Here is a 20,500-nt window from a genome sequence, read left to right as displayed (position 1 = left end):
TTTCTTATTTTAATTGTTGTTCTCTTCGATATTGACTAGGTGATATACCCATTGTTTTTTTAAAAACCTTGCAGAAATAGCTGTGGTCCGAATATCCAACCATACTGCCTATTTCAGAGATCGCTGCTGTATTTTGTTTTAATAGTTTTGACGCCTCTTCTATTCGAATTTTATTTAAATATTCAGTAAAACTTTCTTTATTATGTGTTGTGAAATAGTTTGATAGATAGGATGGATTAAAATGAAAATGTTTGGCCACTTCAGTTAATGTGATTGGCTCTGCATAATGATTAGCAATATATTGCATTAATTTCTTTATATTCGGATTCCACGCTTTACTTTTACAAGATGTAATATGTTGTTTCGCGTTTAATAGAAACTTGTTCCAATGATTAAGAACTTCGCTAGCATTTTCTGACTCATCTATTGATCGAAAGTATGTATACTTTGCTTTATCTAACTCCTGTATTTCGTATTCCATATTACTTAGTAAAATCGTTATATTAAAAATAATATTATTAAAAAAAGATTTAAACTCATAAATATCTGTCGTATAGCAAGTAGACAAAGTCAGTACATGTTCCTCTAAATACCTTAAAGCTGAATCAAAATTCTCCCTCTTAAACTCACTTGTAAACCAATCTAAGTTAAATTTTTCATACCGTGGTGTAGGCTGAGGTAGATCTTTATTAATAAAAAATGAACAATCTGGAAAATAAAATTTATACTGAACCATTTTTTTCAGTTTTTCATTGTAAGCGATTTCCAAATTGTTGAAACTAGTAAAATCGTCCGTCATTATAAAAGAGGTATCTTGCATCGTTTCTGCTAATTTTCTAGTTAAATTAATAACATTAACTAACTCACTATTTTTAAAATTGAATAGGAATACGAGAAGGTTTTTCTCAGGTCTAAAGGGATAATACTGAAAGTGATAAAGGTTCGAACTAAGCTTTATCCCAATCTTTTTTTGTTTTTCAGCTATGTAATTATCTATTTCATTAATTGGTTGATTATGAAAGTTAATACCTAATAAACAATAACTATCATAGGAAAAGGTTTGAGAAATTTGCTCAGATGTATGACTGAACTCATACCCAGAAATCAGACTTTTGATCATTTTTTCAATCGATAGTTCATGATCGGAATGTTTTTCTACTAATTGAAAATGGGGGATCCTTGCTACAGCTTTTCTTAAAACATCTAAAAGTATGTTTCCATCAAGCTTCGGCTTTAAAATATAGTCAACAACACCGTTTTGGAAAGTCGATCGTACATAGTCAAATTCTCCAAAACTACTAAGGATGATAACTTCAATATGCGAATAATTCTCTTTCACGACCCGTGTCAATTCTTCTCCGTCCATAATAGGCATCACAATATCCGTAATGATAATATGTGGATCAGTCGATGAAATGAGGGATAAAGCTTCCTTTCCATTTGAAGCCTCCCCGACTATTTGAAAACCTTCCTCTTCCCAGTTAAAAAAGTGCTTAATTCCTTGTCTTATTAAAAGTTCATCGTCAACAATAATTACTCGACATAATTCATTATGAACCAACATGCTCACTCCTTTATTATTGACACTTTTGCTAAAAATGAATTAAAATAAGTCCAAAGTTTGATCTGAAAATTTTTTTCAAATTGTAGTAAGATATAGTAATAAAATAAGTGACTCAAAGTGGTTCTATTCCTACTCCAAGACACTCATTTTTTATTATTATTTTTAAAAATTTTGATATTATAGGTTTTCACTACTAGACACCTATACCTAGTCAAATAGATACGTCTAACCTTGTTATGGCTGTTTTCGAGTATGACAATTACTAAAACACTAGCATTGAGTAACTATAATTATAGCACTTCTCACCGCCATTTTTCGCACAAAAATACCGACATTATTCACCGTTTCATTGAAGAAATATGTCGGATTAATCAAAAGCGGATAGAAGTGCGCTAACACACAATACCAATATTCAATACTAATAGCTATTTAATTAGTTACTTTTCCTGTGTTCTAGCGGCACGATCATTTTAGGAATTAAAAGTGACACTAAGATGCTAATTTCAATAGCTATTGAAATGGTAAAGATTTTTTAAGTTCAAAAAATGCAACCAAATATGGTTGCATTTTTGCTAATAATATAGCTTAATAGATCGCCTTATTTAAATACCGTTCTAACAATTTCATCGAGGGTCATATTACTGTCAATCTCAAAAGTCCCTGGACGTAATGAGTTGGCTACGCCTCGTTTCTCTACTTCGTTAACTAAATCCATAGCTCTATCGATAATGTTTGCACGTACTAATGCTTGCCCAACATCGATACTCGTCATCCCCGAAACTACAGTTAGCATTGTTCGATAAACAACTTTTTCATCCGCACTTTCTCTAAGCTTCTGATTATCTTTTTCCAGCTCTTTAATAGCTTCAAGCTGCTCCTGCCATTCTTCCTCAGTTTTGATCACATACCCACTGGAAATAAGTAAATTTTTCATCTCATCATCAGTTTGGATCTCATCACTAGGAAGCATACTATCTATCTCTTCTTCAGTCGTTACTACATACCCTTCGGAGTTTAGTAATACTTTCATTTCCTCAACAGTTGGTGTCTCATCAGTCTGTTTACTAATCGCTTCCGTAGGCCCAAAGAAATAAACTGCACTAACTACAGTTGTCGCGACTAAAAGACCACTCGCAAAACTTTGCATCGATTTAGCTGCCATTTGCGACATTTCTCCTTTCAACGCTTTTTTCCATAAAAGGAGCAAGCATGAGTGCTACTTCATTCTCTGTTACCTTTTTTTCAGCAGCAATTCCTTCTATTGAATAGCCTGATTTATATAAATCAAAAACTTCTTGCAATAGGCTGTTTTCAGATGAAGAACTTACCTGAATCCCCGTTTCTTTCTTTATAATTTCTGTATCAAGTTCGACCTTTCGAATTTGCTTCTCTAATTGTTGCACTTCTTTCATAATAGTAATAGAAAACTGTTCAATTCCTCGTTCCTCAGCCTTCCGTACTTGTTTATTATTATAAAAAGATAAAACGAGCAACAACATTGCTGCACCAACCAAAATGGTTAACGCCCATTCCATCATACATTCATCCTCCCTTAATAAAATCTATTATCAAGCACCTATCCTATTATACATTGAATAGAGAACATTATCGACCCAAAACAAGAAAACAATACAATAGTCGGGTATTTTCGACAAGTCAAAAAAAAAGAAAATACCTTACCTCCGATAAGTGCGATTTTGATAAGTGCGATTTTGTAAATGTTTTATTTAATTACATACTTCTATATTTTTTAAGCATAAATAATAAGATTCTTAACAACAAAAATAAAAAACGACATAATTCCTCGCTCTATTACGAAAAACTACGTCGTTGTACACAATATGTATGGTGCATTACATGCACTCCTATAGTTGAGTTGTTTAAGCCACCTAGGGATGGTGGAGACTAGCGGGATCGAACCGCTGACCTTTTGGCTGCCAGCCAAACGCTCTCCCAGCTGAGCTAAGCCCCCGTCTCTTGAACTCAATAAGATGATTATAATGAAAACCAATGAAGATTTCAACATATTTTTTTATTTTTTTCGACATTTTTTTAGGATTTAAAACAAACCGAACAGAAAATAATATACAGCTCCTGCAATAAAGCCGGAAATAAGTGCTGACAAAACGTTTTCTTTCGTCAATTTTTTATGTTTAGTAAAATCTAATAGTAACCAACCAACAAATATTGTAACCATAAGTACGGTTACTTGAACCATGTAACCACCGCCTATTTACGAGTTTTATCTTGCATATCATACCATAGTAAAATAATGAAAACGAGTTACTGCACTCTCCTCATTTTATTTTTTCAAGAGATAGTAAGTAGAATAAAACGCTTAGGACATACTATGTAATACATGTATATTTTTACAATAACCTTTTATTATAATGAGGGGATTTACATGAATTTTACCGCTGTTATTCATACGTACGCTAGGTTTCCGGTTGTCCTTCGGTTATTTTTAATTGTCATTGCTTTAATAATTACTGCTGGGATTGGCATTCACTTTATTGAACCTGAAACGTTCCCTACTCTTTTTGAAGGCGTTTGGTGGGCAATTGTGACCGCTTCAACTGTAGGGTACGGAGATTATACACCAGTTACAGTATTCGGTCGATTATTAGCTTTTTTAGTCATTATGTTTGGGATTGGAGTTGTGTCATTTTTCGTAACGACATTAGCTTCGTCTACCATTACAACTAGAAATTCTCTTAAATATGGGGAACTTTCTTTTAAGAAAGATAACCATTATGTTGTAGTTGGATGGAATGAACGAGCAAAAAATGTGATTTTTCACTTACAACAACTTAATCCTCGGCAAGAAATTGTATTAATAGATCAAACAATGAAGCAATGTCCCTTGAAAAGTAATATGATTCATTTTATTCGTGGCAATCCATTAGAAGATGCAACGCTAAAAAGAGCCAATATACAGAAGGCACATACAGTTGTGATCACCTCTAACCTACATGGACAGGAAGCAGAATCTGATGCTAAAAGTATTATTACCTTATTAGCTATCAAAGGAATTAATCCAGGTATCTATAGTATTGTGGAAATATTAACTCCCAATCAAAAAAATAATTGCATACGTGCAGGAGCCGATGAGATTATCGAAACATCACTATTGTCTAGCTTAGCTATGGTTAATAGTACGTTATATCATGGAATTACAAAAGTGATACATCAAATTTTAGATCACCAAAATGAACATATGATGTTATATGAAAAAATTGAAAATAATATGGTTGGAAAAAATTATCAAGAGTGTATCTCTCAATACGAAAATCAAGGTAAGTTAATAATCGGTATTTACCGAAAAAACGAAGTATTATTACAACCAAAACCATCCTTCACTATTCAAAATGGAGACCAATTTATAGTCATTAAAAGTTAAAGCTACTGCAGATAGTTAATCAGTGGTAGTCTTTTTTACATTTCCCCATTGAAATAAGTACTTTCGAAATAGTATAATTTTCCTAATGATTAAGAAATAGGAGAAACATATAGATGAAAAAAACAATGTCCTTTATCATTGGAAGTTTTTCCTTTGTTAGCATTTATTTTCTTTGGTTACTTTTTTCTCCAGAAAGCTTGACTATATTGGGTTCAAGTCTATTTGCTATAACCGCAGTGGTTATATCATTTTTATTACAATTAACAGTATATCGTCATGCCGTAGGTCAAAAACGGAAATTTCTCCTTTTGTTTTTATTAGCAACTTTATCTTATTTGATTGCTGAACTTGTTTGGAAATATCAAGTTACCTATATTTACGAAGAAGAAATTGTTTTTCCAGGACTGAGTGATATTTTTTATTATTTGAGTACAATACTGTTTATTGTTGCTTTTTTCTATCTTGTTTCAATTAATAATCAACGCCTTCAATTTATGATTTATTTATTAGATCTATTAATTATCTACGCAACCATTGTTGTCTTATTATCAGTAGAGTTTTTTGTTCCAGTTTTTAAGGCTAGTGGGTTTACTTTATTGGAAACATTTGCTTCAACGTTTTATCCTGCTTTAGTTTTATTTTTACTTTTCGCAATAGTAAATTGCTTTATTTTTAATAAAAACACCTTATTTTCTCAGCTAACCATTAAAATTTTCCTTACAGCTATTTCACTTCAAGTTATCGGGGATATGTTATTTGCTATAACACTATATCATTATATTTATACGTATAATAGTTTATTGGAAATATTATGGAGTCTAAGTATATTATTGTTTGGGGTAGCCACGTATAGTTTATCTGAAACTCAAGAAGTTACTCAACAAAAGACATCACTTTTTCCTGAGCGTTTTAAATGGAATGTTTTCCGAATGATTTTACAAATTGGATGTATATTGGCTCTACACATATTTTATATTCAAACAAATAACAATATATATACAATATTTTTATTTGGAACAATTTTTTTAATCCTTCTAAGGCAAATATTGTCTAGCTATCATATTCATAGACTTCTCAAAACAATTTCAGATATGAAAAATCAATTAGAAGAGAAGGTAATTGAACGAACTGAGCAACTTTCAAATAAAAATCAACAACTGATCCAGGCTATCGATAAAATTAATTATATGGCTCTCCATGATGACTTAACAAACCTTCTTAATCGTCGTGCACTTTATGAAGATCTTAATAATTTCATGAAAGATTCAAAGCCTTTCACATTAGTTTTTATTGACGTAAATAAGTTTAAGCCAATTAACGATTCATTTGGGCATAATTATGGCGATGAAGTGTTGAAGGTAATTGCAAAGTTATTAACAGTAGCCATAAAAGATATTGGTATTGTGTATAGACAAGCCGGTGATGAATTTATCCTAATCATTAACGAAGTGGACCATACGTGTATTGATGAGGTCATAAAAAAATTGATTCATGACGTAATGAAACCTGTCCATATTTTTGATCAAGAAATAACAATAAGTTTAAGTATTGGTATTTCTCAGTACCCAAAGGACGCAAAGGATATTGATGAACTAATCAAATTGGCCGATAAAGCTATGTACATAGCAAAAGAATATTCACTCGAATACTGTTATTACAAATAAAGCCAGCTCCTTTTTATTTAGGAACTGGCTTTATTTTTATTATTTAATTAAACGTGCTTCTAATTTTGCTTTTTCTTCTTCGAATCCCGGTTTTCCAAGAAGCGCAAACATGTTTTTCTTATAAGCTTCAACCCCAGGTTGGTCAAATGGGTTAACACCTAACAGGTATCCACTAACTGCGCATGCTTTTTCAAAGAAGTATACTAAATAACCAAAGTGATAAGCATTTAATTCTGGAATAGAAACGATTAAGTTTGGTACCCCACCATCTGTATGAGCAAGCATTGTTCCTTCAAAAGCTTTCTTGTTAACAAAATCCATTGTCTTTCCAGCTAAATAGTTTAATCCATCCAAATCACTAGATGCTTCTTCAATGACAATTTCTTTTTCGACTCTCTCAATATGAAGGATCGTTTCGAAAAGATCGCGACGCCCATCTTGAACATATTGACCCATAGAATGTAAGTCAGTTGAGAAATCAACTGAAGCAGGGAAGATACCCTTTTGGTCTTTCCCTTCACTTTCACCGTAAAGCTGTTTCCACCATTCAGCAACGAAATGAAGAGCTGGCTCATAGTTAACCATTAATTCAATTGTTTTTCCTTTATTGTATAAAGCATTACGAACTGCAGCATATTGATATGCAATATTTGTATTTAAGTCTGGATTTTCTAAATCTGTACGAGCATCAGCAGCCCCTTGCATCAATGCATCAATGTCAACTCCACTAACTGCAATTGGTAATAATCCTACAGCAGTTAGTACTGAGAAGCGACCACCTACATCATCTGGAACAACAAATGACTCATAACCTTCTTCAGTTGCCAACGTTTTTAAAGCTCCACGCGCTTTATCAGTTGTTGCATAGATACGTGTACGAGCTTCTTCTACACCATATTTCTTCTCTAAGTAGTCACGGAAGATGCGGAATGCAATGGCAGGTTCAGTTGTCGTTCCTGATTTTGAAATAACATTTACAGAAACATCTTTCCCTTCAAGAAGATCCATTAAATCTTTCACATAAGTAGAGCTAATGTTATGACCTACAAAGATTACTTGAGGTGTTTTTCTTTCTTCTTTTGATAAAACGTTATAAAATGTATGATTTAATGCTTCAATAGCTGCACGTGCTCCTAAATATGATCCACCAATTCCAACTACTAATAATACATCTGAATCAGACTTAATTTTTTCAGCTGATTTTTTAATACGTGCAAACTCTTCACGGTCATAGTTCTCTGGGAGATCAATCCAACCAAGATAATCATTACCTGCTCCTGTTTTATTATGTAATGCTGTATGCGCTGTAGTAATTGCATCTTGTAAATATGTAACCTCATGTTCTTGAATAAAATCTAAAGCTTTGGAGTAATCAAATTGCAATTTTTCACTCATTAATTAAAACCTCCCGAATTTTTTATTTTAGTTTTTCCATAAAGCTAATATGTCTTAAACTAAGAAAACTCATCATCTACACTTTATTAAAATAGGACAAACAAATCAAGTTACTTTTTTGATGTAAGCGCTACCACTTAGGAAATATTAAAATATAGTGAACACCGGCCTAAGCTAGCCGATGTTCTAGAGTATTGTTATGATAACGATCTCTTTAAAATTTCAATGACATTATCATTATTTAATTTTTTATAATTTCCAAACTCACCTCTAGCCATTGCTTTATCTGCAATTAAATCAATCTTTGAGTCAATTTTATAATCGATTAATTTACTGGGTGCTCCAAGACTTCTCCAAAATTCCTCTAATCTCACAATCCCCTCTTCTGCAATTTCATCTTCTGCTTTACCAATAGGATCTACGCTCCACACCCGAATTGCTAATTGATTTAATTTAGATATACTAAGACTTTTCACATGGCGTAACCACTGCGGATAAATAATTGCTAAACCACCTGCATGTGGGATGTCGTAAACAGCTGATATGGCGTGTTCAATATTATGTGATGCCCAATCTCCTCTGGCTCCCATTTGTAGAAAGCCATTTAAAGCAATTGTACCTGAAAAAAGAATTGTCTCACGTAATTCATAACTGTCGAGATGATTAATAAGTTGTGGTGCTGATTCAATAACTGTTAATAAAACCGCTTCACACATTCTTTCTTGTAACGGTGTATTTGTAGCAGGGTGAAAATATTGTTCTAAAACATGTGTCATCATGTCGACGATTCCATAGACAGTGTGTTCTTTTGGTACAGTAAAAGTATTTACAGGATCTAATATAGAAAATTTCGGAAACACATGTGGACTTCCCCAACCATACTTTTCTTTTGTTTCCCAGTTTGTGATAACTGACCCTGAGTTCATCTCTGTTCCTGTAGCCGCTAAAGTCAAGACTGTTCCAAATGGAAGAGCATCAGTCGGCAGATGTTTCTTTGTTACGATATCCCAAGGGTCGCCATCATACTTCGCACCAGCCGCTATTGCTTTCGTGCAGTCAATAACACTTCCACCACCTACGGCTAGAATAAATTGGATTTCCTCTTGTTTACAAATTTCTACACCTTTATGTACAGTCGTAATGCGTGGATTCGGTTCAACTCCACCCAGCTCAAAGACAACTGAACCAATAGTTTCTAATTGTTGGATTACCTTCTCATATAAACCATTCCGTTTAATACTGCCACCGCCATAAACTAAAAGTACCTTATCGCCATACTTAGGAACCTCAGTTTTAATGTGCTGAAGTTGCCCTTTCCCAAAGATTAACTTTGTCGGATTATGAAACACAAAATTTTCCATATCTTATCCACATCCTTTCCATTTTATTATGTACGATTCTAAACTCATTCGTAAAGCTAAAGTACTTTTTCTACATACATATTTTTCTATTTTTAATTAATAAATGTATAAATAACTCAATTATTTGTCATTCTAACAGTAGAAGATGTTAGGATTCTTGTATTATCATCAATTTTAAAATAGATGATACAAGATAAACTAATACCTACTGACGAAGGTGGGTTCTTCTAAATTTACTTATCCCCCGCTTAAGGAGGTGAAAGAAATGAGTGGAATTCAACGTTTTGCTTTAGTTCTTGCGATTATTGGTGCTATTAACTGGGGCTTAATTGGGTTCTTTCGCTTCGATTTAGTTGCTGCTATCTTTGGAGGGCAAGCAGCAGGATTTTCTAGATTTATTTATGCACTAGTTGGACTTGCTGGCTTATACTGTATTTCCATCCTATTTAAACCTGATGAGGAATTAGAAAGAAGCCCACAGCCAGAAAGATAATCCATCTTTCAACATGAGGTTGACTGAAATTGTCCATTTACATTTGCAACTGTGTTTGTAATGGTATATTTTCAGTCAGCTTTTTTTCATTTCCAGGGGAATAATTTGTCAAATTTCCCATAGAAATGTTTACTTCATGGAGAATTTGTAAAAGACATTTACCGTTCGACAGTATTTTATTCGTTACCATTTAATCCCAATAATTCCGATACTAGATTGAAGACCTTAACATTGCAACTGAATAGTGAATGGAAACAGAAAAGATTTTCCTAAAATAAAAAAGCAACCGAATGATCGATTGCCCATTTTATTTATTTTTTTGTACGTTTGTTAAGGTCAGCTTGAATTTCGTTTGATTGCTTTAACCAGCTTTTCAACTTTTCTTCAAGTGTATTGAAACCTTGGTTCTTTTCTTGACTTACTTTAGCTTCTACCTTTTTTGGTTTGTCAAAACGTGGTTTCGCTTCTGGTCGCTCTGGTGCTGGGACTGTTTCACGGATAGATAATGAAATTTTCCCTGTTTCGCTGTCTATAGACATTACTTTAACTTTAACTTCATCACCAACTGATAGGTGTTCGTTAATTTCTTTTACAAACCCGTGAGCAACTTGTGAAATATGAACTAAACCTTGTTTTTCTTCGTTTATAGCAACAAATGCTCCGAAAGGCTTAATTCCTGTAACTTTACCTTCAACTACACTTCCAACTTCTAATTGATCTGACATAAAAACAACTCCTAAATTTTTTTAACTAACTAAGTATAGCATAGATCGATTGAATAAACAAAGATTGTTCTTATAGTAGTTATTCCAAAAACACTCTTTAAACTTACTTACTTGAGTGAATTTCATAATTACCTAAATGAAGCTACATAAAAATTATTTCACTATTTGGAGTTGCCACTCCTTTTCATCATTGAGTGTAGCTATTAACGCACCTTTTAGTAATAGGCTACCATGATCGGATTTCATTTCGCTAAAATCTGTGTTACCTTTAAGTTCGTTAAAAAATAAATTTGCATCAGTAGCACTATATTTCACAACCTCTTCCTCAGAAAGAGATGTACCTTTTTCCGCTAAGCTATTGTATAACGACAGTTCATTTTGTGTCAGAGACGTTTTCCATAATTTATTTTCATAAACTTCTTTTATGATAAGTGAAATAAGATCTTTTTTATTTAACTTAGAATAACCTCTAATTTTATAAAATTTCACTATTGAAATAAGTTTATCCTTAGTATATCGTTCGAAGATTTCGAGTAAATCTAGTGGTTCTGTCACGGCTACTTGTCTACTATTTACCGGTTCAACCGCTTCAACTTTCGGCTTTTCCTTAGGAATTAAATTATTTAATTCTATTTCGAACTCTTTCCAACCATCTAATACTAATTCAAACTTTTCCTTTTCTTCCTTTAACACATCTAATGCTTTTGTCTTATCCGTCAACTCTGCAGTTATTTTTATTTTGAGTAAAACAGCTTCAAAAATATCCTCTTTGTTCTCTAATTCACGTGTATCAAATTGATTTACGTGTTCCATTGCACTTGTCATATCGCCAATATCGAAATAATATTTGCTGTACCCTAAAAATACAGATGCTAACGGAGCAATATTATTGGCTTCATCAAGAGCGGTTTTCGCTTTTTCAAATTCCTTCATTTGCAGATGAGTATTGGCCAACTGTAGGTATACAGGTAAATAGGTTGGAGCTTCGCTTTTCACTTTAGTAAAGAGGTCAATTGCTTCAAGATAACTTCCTTCTGAAGCTTTAACTTTCCCTTTCATGAAAACTTCACCTAAATTTTCGTTTAAAGTTAACTCTACGGGCTGTAGTGATATTAATTGTATTTCGCCATCTAATAAAACGGTAACAGGTTCCATTGCCTCCCCAAAATCCGCAAGTATAGAAAGTAGCGATTTTTTCACCCAATCTTCTAGCTTATTTGTTTTGAGTAAACGTTTTATTAATTTTTTCGTCTCTATGCTTTCATTATTTTTTATGTAATTAAAACTAGCTTGTTTTTTATTTTCCTCACCATCAAATAATGAAGCGACTGCCATAGTCAGTTTAAAACCTTCTTCCTCTTCAGCAAATAGTAATGGTACTGGTATCCCTACTTCGACAAAGAGCTTCAAACTTCTATCTAATAACCTTACTTGTTCTTTGATAGGTGTATGATCATATATCGTTTGAAAAGCTACTCTAGCCTCATCGTATTGGCCTTCATTACTTAATGATAATGCCGAACGATATAAAGACATTGGTGATAATTGACTTTTTCGTTCATGGTAAAGCTTTGATAAAGTTGCATCTTCCCTTAGTACAGAGAGCATTTCAACCAACTTTTGGAGTAGATCATAATCGGTATACGAGTCATGGCCCTCTCGTTCATAAAATGAACTTAGCGCTTTTTGTGAATATGCTTCTGCCTCTTTTTGACGCTCTAGTCGATAAAGAAAGATTGCTCCCTGGATATAAGCAAAAACATTCTTATCATCTAACTTTATAACTTGTTTCACAATTTTTAATGCTTCAAGATAATTAGCAAGTAAACCATGAATAACCGCTAAATAATTTTGAGCTGGTATGTATTCACGATAAATACGTAAAGCTGCTTCGAAACTATCTTTCGCTTGGTAAACTAACCCTTGATTTAACTCATTTTGACCTTTTTGATAAAAATCAAATACTTGTTTAAATTTTTGTGGCTGTTTCGTTTGAAATTGATTTAGACGCTCTAATGTATTAGCTATCGATGATGTCTTATTTTTTTTCTTTTTTACATGATTTTTCTTCATAGTTGTTAACTCCTTTTTCCGACCAATACTTTCTACCAACTATCTATCATAATACAATTTTTAAATTCTAGCCAATTTAATTTTATTATCTTCTAAGAGAACTCGTTCTAGCAACGCTCGAACATCGGAAATTCAGATGGAGTCTCACCTCCACCCGAATGGAAGTTCCCACCTACGCTACCCTTAGATGTGGGGGGTATGACCCTTAAGTTCAAATCAGTTGGATTAACGGAAACAAATAGAGTTGTTCGTTTTTTAAAATAGAGTTCGGGCTCATTCCGACTTTTGAAAGTTCATTCATTTATTACAATTTTTCCAGAAAATATGTAGGGCAGCAAAATCGCCACCTCAAAATTAAAGAGGAATAATTTGGTGGAGAATAAGCCGCCCTAAAGGTCGCATGTTTCAATCCGCGAGGGATGTTAAAATCCCCCGTGCATGAAAGTTAAGCTTTATTATAAAGTTTTCCGTAGGCTAATTTTTTTTCTGTGATTGTTATGCCTAATTTCTTCTGAAATTTATCAATAATAAACAATTCTTTAGGCGTAACCAATGTAAGGACTGCACCAAGCTTCCCCATTCTCCCAGTTCGACCAGCACGATGAACATAAGCGTCCTCATCAACAGGTGGATGAAGGTTGATAATATGTGTCACATCATCAACATCTAGACCTCTAGCTGCTAAATCAGATGCTACAACAACCTGTATTTCACCATTTTGAAGTTGTTGAATGACTTTAGCTCTTTGCTGTTTATCACTTTCACTTGAGAGGGCAGCTGCCTTCATACCTTTATACTGAAGTTTCTTGGTCGTTTCTACCACTTTATCTAAGTGATTCACAAAAATAATTCCTCGTGTTACTTTTAAGCTATGAATAAGGCGCCTTGCCGTATCTATTCGATCACGATCGTCACATTTAATAAACTCATGTTGTACCTTTTCTGTCTCTATTTTTTCATCACTAGAAATAAGTGTTGCATTTGCTCTAATTAAAGCTTCAATATCTATTTTTAATTCATCAGAAATGGTCGCTGAGAAAAACATATACTTTGTTTCTTTATCCATCCGCTTGGAAATTTCTACAAACGCTTGTCTCGTTTCTCTCTCTTTTAACATACGATCTGCTTCATCAACAACCACCATTTTACATTGGTGAATTTTCAGCTTTTTTTGCTGAGCAAGTTCAAGAATGCGCCCTGGTGTTCCAACAACCACTTGTGGTTTTTGCTTTTTCAACTTATCAATTTGCCTTTTGATGTTGGCACTTCCAATGAACACATCAATTTGAATGTTCGTTTCTGTTACTAACTCCTCAACCACTCGATAAATTTGCATTGCTAGCTCATGAGTCGGTGCTAAAATCATTGCTTGCAATTCTTTATTCGCTTCATCTACTTTTGATAGCAATGGAAGTAAAAATGCTAATGTTTTTCCAGAACCCGTTTTAGAACGGCCAATCACATGTTCACCTCTTAAGATAGTAGGGATCGCCTCTTGTTGTATTTGTGTCGGTGTCGTTATTTTCATTTTTTCTAACCCTTTTAATAAAAACGGGGCAATTTCTAACTTTTCAAAGTCTATCTCCATCTCATTCACCTTTCAATTCAATGTTCATTCTACTTGTTACTATACAGAAAACAATGTAAAAGAACAAATTGTTTATATATTACAGTAAAAATTATCATAAATATCTAAATTTGTGATAATTTTATGTTTAAATAATTAATTTCCGGAAAAGATATAGATGTATACAATTTAGTATTCCCCCTATTTTTGCGAAACTTTTATAGTTTCGCTTTTTTTGTACCCCGGCTTTAGTATTGAAAAACTTTTGCAAGTTAGTTTCAGAAATTTACTTTTTACTTTGCGAATTCCTCATTTACTTATCGAAAATATGATTTCACTAACGGAGCGACGTCCTTCATAAAAATCAACACACACAAAGAAGCGATTAGCTCGAAAATGCTAATCGCTCCTAAATTATAGTTTCTCCAAGAAACGTCCAATTCTAGTAACTGCTTCTTTTAAATTATCTAGTGAGGTTGCGTAGGAGCAACGAATATGCCCTTCACCACCACTACCAAAAACATGTCCAGGTACTACAGCCACTCGTTCAGATATTAAAAGTTGTTCTGCAAATTGTTCTGATGTTAGTCCTGTATCTTTGATTGATGGAAACGCATAAAAAGCTCCACCTGGTACATGACAAGGAAGTCCGATTTCTTCGAATGACTTTACAAAGTAATTCCGACGCTGTTTATAACTTTGCACCATCTTATTTACATCTTCCATACCAGTTTGTAATGCTTCAACGGCAGCATACTGAGCCATTGTAGGAGCACACATTAATGTGTATTGATGAATTTTCAGCATTGCGCTTATGATATCACTAGGTCCAGTTACAAACCCTAAGCGCCAACCTGTCATAGCAAATGCTTTTGAAAAACCTGAAATAATGATTGTTCTCTCTCTCATTCCTTCGATATTAGCAATACTCGCATGTTTACTGTCATACGATAATTCTGCATAGATCTCATCTGATAGAACGATCAAATTATGTTCTTCCACGATTTGTGCAATTGCTTCTAGTTCTTCCTTCGTCATCGTTGCCCCTGTCGGATTATTCGGGAAACTTAACATAATTGCCTTCGTTCGTGGTGTAATAGCCTTTTGTAGTTGGTCAGGAGTTAGTTTGAAATTTGTTTCTACTGTTGTCCCTACCGAAACTGACTTTCCACCAGCTAGAGTCACTAACGGTGCATAAGAGACGAAAGTCGGTTCAACGACAATGACTTCATCTCCTGGATCAACAATAGCACGTAAAGCGATATCTAAAGCCTCACTAGCTCCTACAGTAACAATAATTTCATTTTTAGGATCATAAGATAGTTGAAATTGCTTTTTCATATACTCACAAATTTCAACTCTTAGTTCCAGAAGACCTGCGTTAGCTGTATAAGCTGTGTAGCCTCTTTCTAAAGAAGAAATACACGCTTCACGAGTTGCCCATGGGGTAACAAAGTCTGGCTCACCAACCCCAAGAGAAATAATGTTATCCATTGATGATGCTAAATCAAAAAATTTACGAATGCCTGATGGTTGAATTTCATTTACAAGTTTAGAAGTTCTAATGCTGCCTTTTACCTTTGATGTCATGGCGTAATCACAATCCTACGATCTTCTTCACCATCGCTAAACACAACTCCATCATGTTTATATTTTTTTAACTGGAAGTGTGTTGTAGTTGAGATAACTGAATCAATGGTAGAGAGCTTATCTGAGACAAAACGTGCAATTTCATTCATTGTCTTTCCTTCAATCACTACAGAAAGGTCATAAGCACCAGACATTAAATACAGTGCACGAACTTCCGGGAAACGATATATTCGTTCAGCTACATCATCAAAACCAACTCCACGTTTTGGTGTCACTTTCACATCGATCATTGCCGTTACTGTCTCAGTCGTTTTAACCTTTGTCCAGTCAATAACCGCAGAATAACCTAAGATAACTTTTTGGTCTTCTAACTTTTGAATAATTGCTTGAGTTTCTTCTATCGATAAGTCAACCATTTTTGCTAATGTGTCTACTGCTATCCTTGCATTTTCTTCAATTAGTTGTAAGATTTCTCGCTCTTTAGATTCCAAAGAAAATCCCCCTTGCATTTATCCTAAAAATATTCATTTATGCAGTTTATCATATCATAATTAAAGTACTCAATGGAAATTATTATTTATAAATTCAGAACTTTTGTTGATTATATTATGAAAAGCGCAAGGCGCCCGCCTATCGGCGACAAACACTGGAAGACCTGCTCGTAGCGGTCGGTTTTTGACCGAAAGAGAAGGTCTGAAGCGATCGAGCCGATGGCGCCTGGAGCTAGACAGTTTCCAAGTTAGAAATTTATTAATAAAGAACCTTGAGGAACTTTCATAAGTTCTTCAAGGTTCGAAAGTATTATTAAGCCAAGCGGAAAACTATGCCATGTCCTCCTAATGGATATTCCCATTTAATATTATCACTCGGGCATCCGATGCGACAGCTCCCACATTCGTGACAGCCTTCGTAACCTACAAACATTCGGTCTCCTTCCCACTTATAAACTTCACCTGGACAAAATAATGTACAAACTTGCCCTTCGCACTTGGCGCATTCTTCATGGTTTAAAATGGTTAAATGGGATTTCTTATCTGCTTTATACCGAACTAGATATTGTTTTTCTTCAATTGTTTTCGCCATTATTTCATCACCTTCCAAGCTTGATAAATATCTTTTACGACACCTAACTTACCTCGGTTTGCTGTGAAAGATTTCATAATTTGCGATTGTTTTTCTCTTTTCGGTGTTCCATCAATGGTGAAGAACTGGCTCGCCGCACGATTCATTAAAGGAATATACTCATTTAGATACTGAGGGTTTGCCTCAAACGTATGAGTAAGGTCTTTGTATTTCTTTAAATCTTTTCCTATAAAACTATCATAAATACTAGTACGATAAGAATCTAATGAAGCCTCTGAGAAGTCTTTCTTTTCATTAGCCTTAACGATAGCCTCTGCTGCCATTTTACCTGAAGCCATCGCCATGTTCGACCCTTCACGGTGAATGGCGTTTACTAATTGAGCTGCATCACCAATAACAAGAACACCATCACCTACGAGCTTCGGAATTGCATGATACCCACCTTCCGGGATCAAATGAGCTAAGTACTCCGCAGGCTCACCGTCTGAGATGTACGGCCGGATCATTGGATGATTTTTTACATATTCTAATAACTCGTATGGCTTTACTTTTGCCCTAATCATTCCTGAAAGAGTGGTACCTACTCCAATATTGATACTATCTTTATTTGTATACATAAATGCTGTTCCAAGCTGACCGTGTGTGGCATCACCAAAGATTTCAACCGAACAGCCTTCATTCCCTTCTAGGTTAAAGCGGTCGTTAATTTTTCCTTTTGGCATATTTAAAACTTCCATCGCACAAAGAGCTACTTCGTCAGGCTTAAACTCTTTATGGAAACCTAGTGATTTGGCAAGTAATGAGTTAACGCCATCTGCCAAAACAACTACATTCGCATAAATGTCACCATCTGGGCGATCGGTTCGAACACCTACAACTTTTCCATTCTCTTGAATACACTCTAATACGACGGTTTCATTAATTAAAAGTGTACCTTGTTCAACAGCTTTTTTTGCAAACCATTGGTCAAATTGTGCACGTAGTACTGTAAAGTTATTGTAAGGCTCCTGGGCCCACTCTTTTCCTTTGTAGCCCATAGACATCATAGACTCTTTTTCTAAAAACCAAAAACGTTGTTCAACCACTGGCCTTTCAATCGGTGCTTCCTTCCAAAACTCTGGTACAATTTCTTCTGTTTGCTTTCGATATAAAATTCCACCCATTACGTTTTTAGAACCTGGATATTCACCACGTTCAATCATCATTACTTTTAATCCATTTTGAGCACAAATATTTGCACAGGCTGCACCTGCTGGTCCAGCGCCTACGACGATTACATCAAATTGTTCAGGCATGAGTTTTGACACCTCCAACATCATTTAGCGCTGCTTTGAATTCTTCAGTTAACAGTGGAACAATTTCAAATAAATCCCCTACCACTCCGTAGTGTGATGCATTAAAAATTTGTGCATCTGAATCTTTGTTAATAGCAATAATAGTTTCAGAGTTATTCATACCTACAACATGTTGGACGGCTCCAGAAATACCAATAGCAAAATAAAGCTTTGGTGTGACTGTTTCACCTGTTTGACCAATTTGGTGTGAATGCCCGATTAATCCAGCTTCCACCACGTCACGTGTTGCTCCAACTGTTGCATTTAAAGCGTCAGCTAAATCACAAACTAATTTAAAACCAGCGGCATCTTTCACTCCTTTACCAGCTGCTACAATAATATCTGCATCTGCTAAGTTCACTTTTTTACTAGTGTCACGTACAATTTCTAATACTTTCGTACGTAAGTCTTCTTCTTTTAAACTAATTGTCTCCTCAATGACTTCACCTGTACGTCCTGACTCTGGCTCTAATGCTTTCATTACTTTCGAACGAACGGTAGCCATTTGTGGTCGATGCTTTTTACAAAGAATCGTCGCCATAATATTTCCACCAAATGCAGGACGACTTGCTTCAAATAAACGTTTATCCAAATCAATATCAAGCATCGTTGTATCTGCTGTTAAACCAGTCATTACCTCTGTAGCAACAGCACTTGCTAAATCTTTTCCATTAGCTGTAGCACCGTATAGGAAAATTTCAGGTTTATATTTACGTACAAGATCACCAACAGCCTTCATATATGTTTCAGAGCGATATTGCTCAAGTATAGGATCATCAATGACATAGACTTTATCAGCGCCATATTCGAAAAGCTGTGGACAAAGCTCTTTTACATTAGATCCAAGCAATACTCCACAAAGATCTACGTCAAGTTTATCCGCTAACGCACGTCCTGCTCCAAGAAGTTCTAACGATACTCCAACCACTTGTCCTTCAATTTGTTCAATAAATACCCAGACACCTTTGTATTCTTCTATATTCATCGATTACTTCCCGCCTTTCTGTGCGAACAGTTCACGCTTTTCTAGAACTATTGAAACAAGTTGACTAACTTGTGATTTTGCATCACCTTCAATTAGCTTCGCCCCTTCACTCTTGGCTGGTGGCCACATTTTCCCTACAATTGTCGGAGATCCCTTAATCCCTAGCTGTTTACGATCTACATCTTCAAGATCTGCAACTGTCCAAACCGTCGGCTTATATCTAGCAGCTCTAATCATGTTCGGAAGTGGCGAGTAGGAAACTTCATTGATTTCTTTCTCTACTGTTAATAAGCAAGGAGTGGTTGATTGAATAACTTCATAGCCATTTTCAATTTTGCGACGTATTTCAACCTTGCCTTCATTCACTTTAACGTTTTCAATTTTTAATACATTTGTAATTGGTGGAATTTCCATTCGTCGAGCAATACCAGGACCAACTTGACCTGTATCACCATCAATAGCGTGTTTTCCACAAAGTACTAAATCAATCGGTTCTTGTTTTTGAATTTTTTCAATTGCTTTTGTTAGAGCGTAACTAGTGGCTAACGTATCTGCACCTGCAAACGCACGGTCAGAAATTAACACTCCTTCATCAGCTCCTATTTCTATACATTTTTTAATGGCATTTACCGCCTGTGGTGGACCCATGGAAAGTACTGTAACCTTGCCACCATGCAGCGCTCTAAGGCGAACAGCCTCTTCAACCGCATGGGCATCATACGGATTTAAAATAGCTGGAGCACTAGATCGATCTAGTGTGTTTGTTTTGGGATTAACTTTAATAATCTTAGTATCTGGAACTTGCTTAATACAGACGACAATGTGCATTGCTTCCCACTCCTCACGTATACTCTTATTATTAAATTTTTATGTTTAGAAAATATTGGCATACGAAAAACATATGTAATTGCTTTTTATACCACTATTTTCTAAACGAAAATTACTAATAAGTGAATGAAATAATAAAAACATTGAATATCTTCAGTGGAGCAATAAGTAAGTTCAATCATTCACTTACTTGTTGAAAATAAAAAAGCTTTGACACTAATTGTGACGAACTTGTTTCTAATTTCTGTAAGTCTATCATTCTAGTATCATACTAAGAAGTTAGTTGTGGTGTTGAATAGAGGATAATGTTTGCTTTCAACCAAAAATAACTCGATGTAATGAAAGCGATTTCTTAGTTTATTTATACCAAAATAATTGATTTTGAACAACCACATTTTGTATAATTTTACACTGAATTCTATTTTTCCTTACTTTGGT

18 protein-coding genes and 1 tRNA gene are annotated in these 20,500 nt (G+C 34.6%); 3 read left to right on the top strand and 16 right to left on the bottom strand.

Annotated elements, in window-relative coordinates:
* Positions 1-4: 4 nt before the first annotated feature.
* From BKP45_RS06310 to BKP45_RS22455, 5 genes are all read right to left on the bottom strand, one after another.
* Positions 5-1,564, bottom strand: a complete 1,560-nt coding sequence (locus BKP45_RS06310; RefSeq protein ID WP_071388812.1) for a response regulator transcription factor — start codon at positions 1,562-1,564, stop codon at positions 5-7.
* Positions 1,565-2,162: 598 nt separating this feature from the next.
* Positions 2,163-2,726 (bottom strand): hypothetical protein, encoded by a 564-nt coding sequence (locus BKP45_RS06305; RefSeq protein WP_071388811.1) that lies wholly within the window; start codon positions 2,724-2,726, stop codon positions 2,163-2,165.
* A complete protein-coding gene (locus BKP45_RS06300) occupies positions 2,716-3,102 on the bottom strand; it encodes a hypothetical protein (protein ID WP_084787642.1) in 387 nt (128 codons plus the stop codon). The genes BKP45_RS06305 and BKP45_RS06300 overlap by 11 nt, the downstream gene beginning before the upstream one ends.
* Before the next feature lie 358 nt (positions 3,103-3,460).
* Positions 3,461-3,536, bottom strand: a tRNA-Ala gene (locus tag BKP45_RS06295).
* A gap of 87 nt (positions 3,537-3,623) precedes the next feature.
* Positions 3,624-3,782 carry a hypothetical protein gene (locus BKP45_RS22455; RefSeq protein WP_169824071.1) on the bottom strand — a complete coding sequence of 53 codons (159 nt, stop codon included), beginning with the start codon at positions 3,780-3,782 and terminating at the stop codon, positions 3,624-3,626.
* Between the two features lie 186 nt (positions 3,783-3,968).
* Here BKP45_RS22455 and BKP45_RS06290 point away from each other — a divergent pair, with 186 nt between their 5' ends.
* Positions 3,969-4,964 carry a potassium channel family protein gene (locus BKP45_RS06290; RefSeq protein WP_071388810.1) on the top strand — a complete coding sequence of 332 codons (996 nt, stop codon included), beginning with the start codon at positions 3,969-3,971 and terminating at the stop codon, positions 4,962-4,964.
* A 113-nt stretch (positions 4,965-5,077) separates the two neighbouring features.
* Complete coding sequence (locus BKP45_RS06285) at positions 5,078-6,628, top strand: GGDEF domain-containing protein (RefSeq protein WP_071388809.1); 1,551 nt, start codon at positions 5,078-5,080, stop codon at positions 6,626-6,628.
* A 39-nt stretch (positions 6,629-6,667) separates the two neighbouring features.
* Here the strand turns inward: BKP45_RS06285 and BKP45_RS06280 are convergent, their stop codons facing one another.
* Together BKP45_RS06280 and BKP45_RS06275 are read right to left on the bottom strand one after the other, a co-directional pair.
* Entirely contained in the window at positions 6,668-8,023 is a 1,356-nt protein-coding gene (locus tag BKP45_RS06280) for a glucose-6-phosphate isomerase (protein ID WP_071388808.1), read from the bottom strand.
* A gap of 197 nt (positions 8,024-8,220) precedes the next feature.
* Positions 8,221-9,384: an iron-containing alcohol dehydrogenase gene (locus BKP45_RS06275; protein WP_071388807.1), complete on the bottom strand. Its 1,164-nt coding sequence runs from the start codon at positions 9,382-9,384 to the stop codon at positions 8,221-8,223.
* Between the two features lie 265 nt (positions 9,385-9,649).
* Between BKP45_RS06275 and BKP45_RS06270 the strand changes: the two genes are divergently transcribed.
* On the top strand, positions 9,650-9,877 hold the full coding sequence (locus BKP45_RS06270) for a DUF378 domain-containing protein (protein WP_071308144.1): 228 nt from the start codon (positions 9,650-9,652) through the stop codon (positions 9,875-9,877).
* A 311-nt stretch (positions 9,878-10,188) separates the two neighbouring features.
* Here the strand turns inward: BKP45_RS06270 and yugI are convergent, their stop codons facing one another.
* The 9 genes from yugI to BKP45_RS06225 form a co-directional block, all read right to left on the bottom strand.
* The gene (yugI, locus tag BKP45_RS06265; protein ID WP_071388806.1) at positions 10,189-10,602 is read right to left on the bottom strand and encodes a S1 domain-containing post-transcriptional regulator GSP13; all 414 of its coding nucleotides are present in this window, start codon (positions 10,600-10,602) and stop codon (positions 10,189-10,191) included.
* Positions 10,603-10,755: 153 nt separating this feature from the next.
* Positions 10,756-12,675 (bottom strand): tetratricopeptide repeat protein, encoded by a 1,920-nt coding sequence (locus BKP45_RS06260; protein ID WP_071388805.1) that lies wholly within the window; start codon positions 12,673-12,675, stop codon positions 10,756-10,758.
* Positions 12,676-13,120: 445 nt separating this feature from the next.
* A complete protein-coding gene (locus tag BKP45_RS06255; RefSeq protein WP_071388804.1) occupies positions 13,121-14,263 on the bottom strand; it encodes a DEAD/DEAH box helicase in 1,143 nt (380 codons plus the stop codon).
* A 393-nt stretch (positions 14,264-14,656) separates the two neighbouring features.
* Positions 14,657-15,832: an aminotransferase gene (locus BKP45_RS06250; RefSeq protein ID WP_071388803.1), complete on the bottom strand. Its 1,176-nt coding sequence runs from the start codon at positions 15,830-15,832 to the stop codon at positions 14,657-14,659.
* Positions 15,829-16,341, bottom strand: a complete 513-nt coding sequence (locus tag BKP45_RS06245; RefSeq protein ID WP_071388802.1) for an Lrp/AsnC family transcriptional regulator — start codon at positions 16,339-16,341, stop codon at positions 15,829-15,831. Before BKP45_RS06245 ends, BKP45_RS06250 begins: the two co-directional genes overlap by 4 nt.
* 295 nt (positions 16,342-16,636) lie before the next feature.
* Entirely contained in the window at positions 16,637-16,915 is a 279-nt protein-coding gene (locus tag BKP45_RS06240) for a ferredoxin family protein (protein ID WP_071388801.1), read from the bottom strand.
* Complete coding sequence (locus tag BKP45_RS06235; RefSeq protein ID WP_071308137.1) at positions 16,915-18,210, bottom strand: FAD-dependent monooxygenase; 1,296 nt, start codon at positions 18,208-18,210, stop codon at positions 16,915-16,917. The genes BKP45_RS06240 and BKP45_RS06235 overlap by 1 nt, the downstream gene beginning before the upstream one ends.
* On the bottom strand, positions 18,203-19,234 hold the full coding sequence (locus BKP45_RS06230) for an electron transfer flavoprotein subunit alpha/FixB family protein (RefSeq protein WP_071388800.1): 1,032 nt from the start codon (positions 19,232-19,234) through the stop codon (positions 18,203-18,205). Before BKP45_RS06230 ends, BKP45_RS06235 begins: the two co-directional genes overlap by 8 nt.
* Before the next feature lie 3 nt (positions 19,235-19,237).
* Entirely contained in the window at positions 19,238-20,062 is an 825-nt protein-coding gene (locus BKP45_RS06225) for an electron transfer flavoprotein subunit beta/FixA family protein (RefSeq protein WP_071388799.1), read from the bottom strand.
* Positions 20,063-20,500: the final 438 nt, after the last annotated feature.

Source organism: Anaerobacillus alkalidiazotrophicus (assembly GCF_001866055.1).
This window is presented reverse-complemented; position numbering and strand designations above follow the sequence as displayed.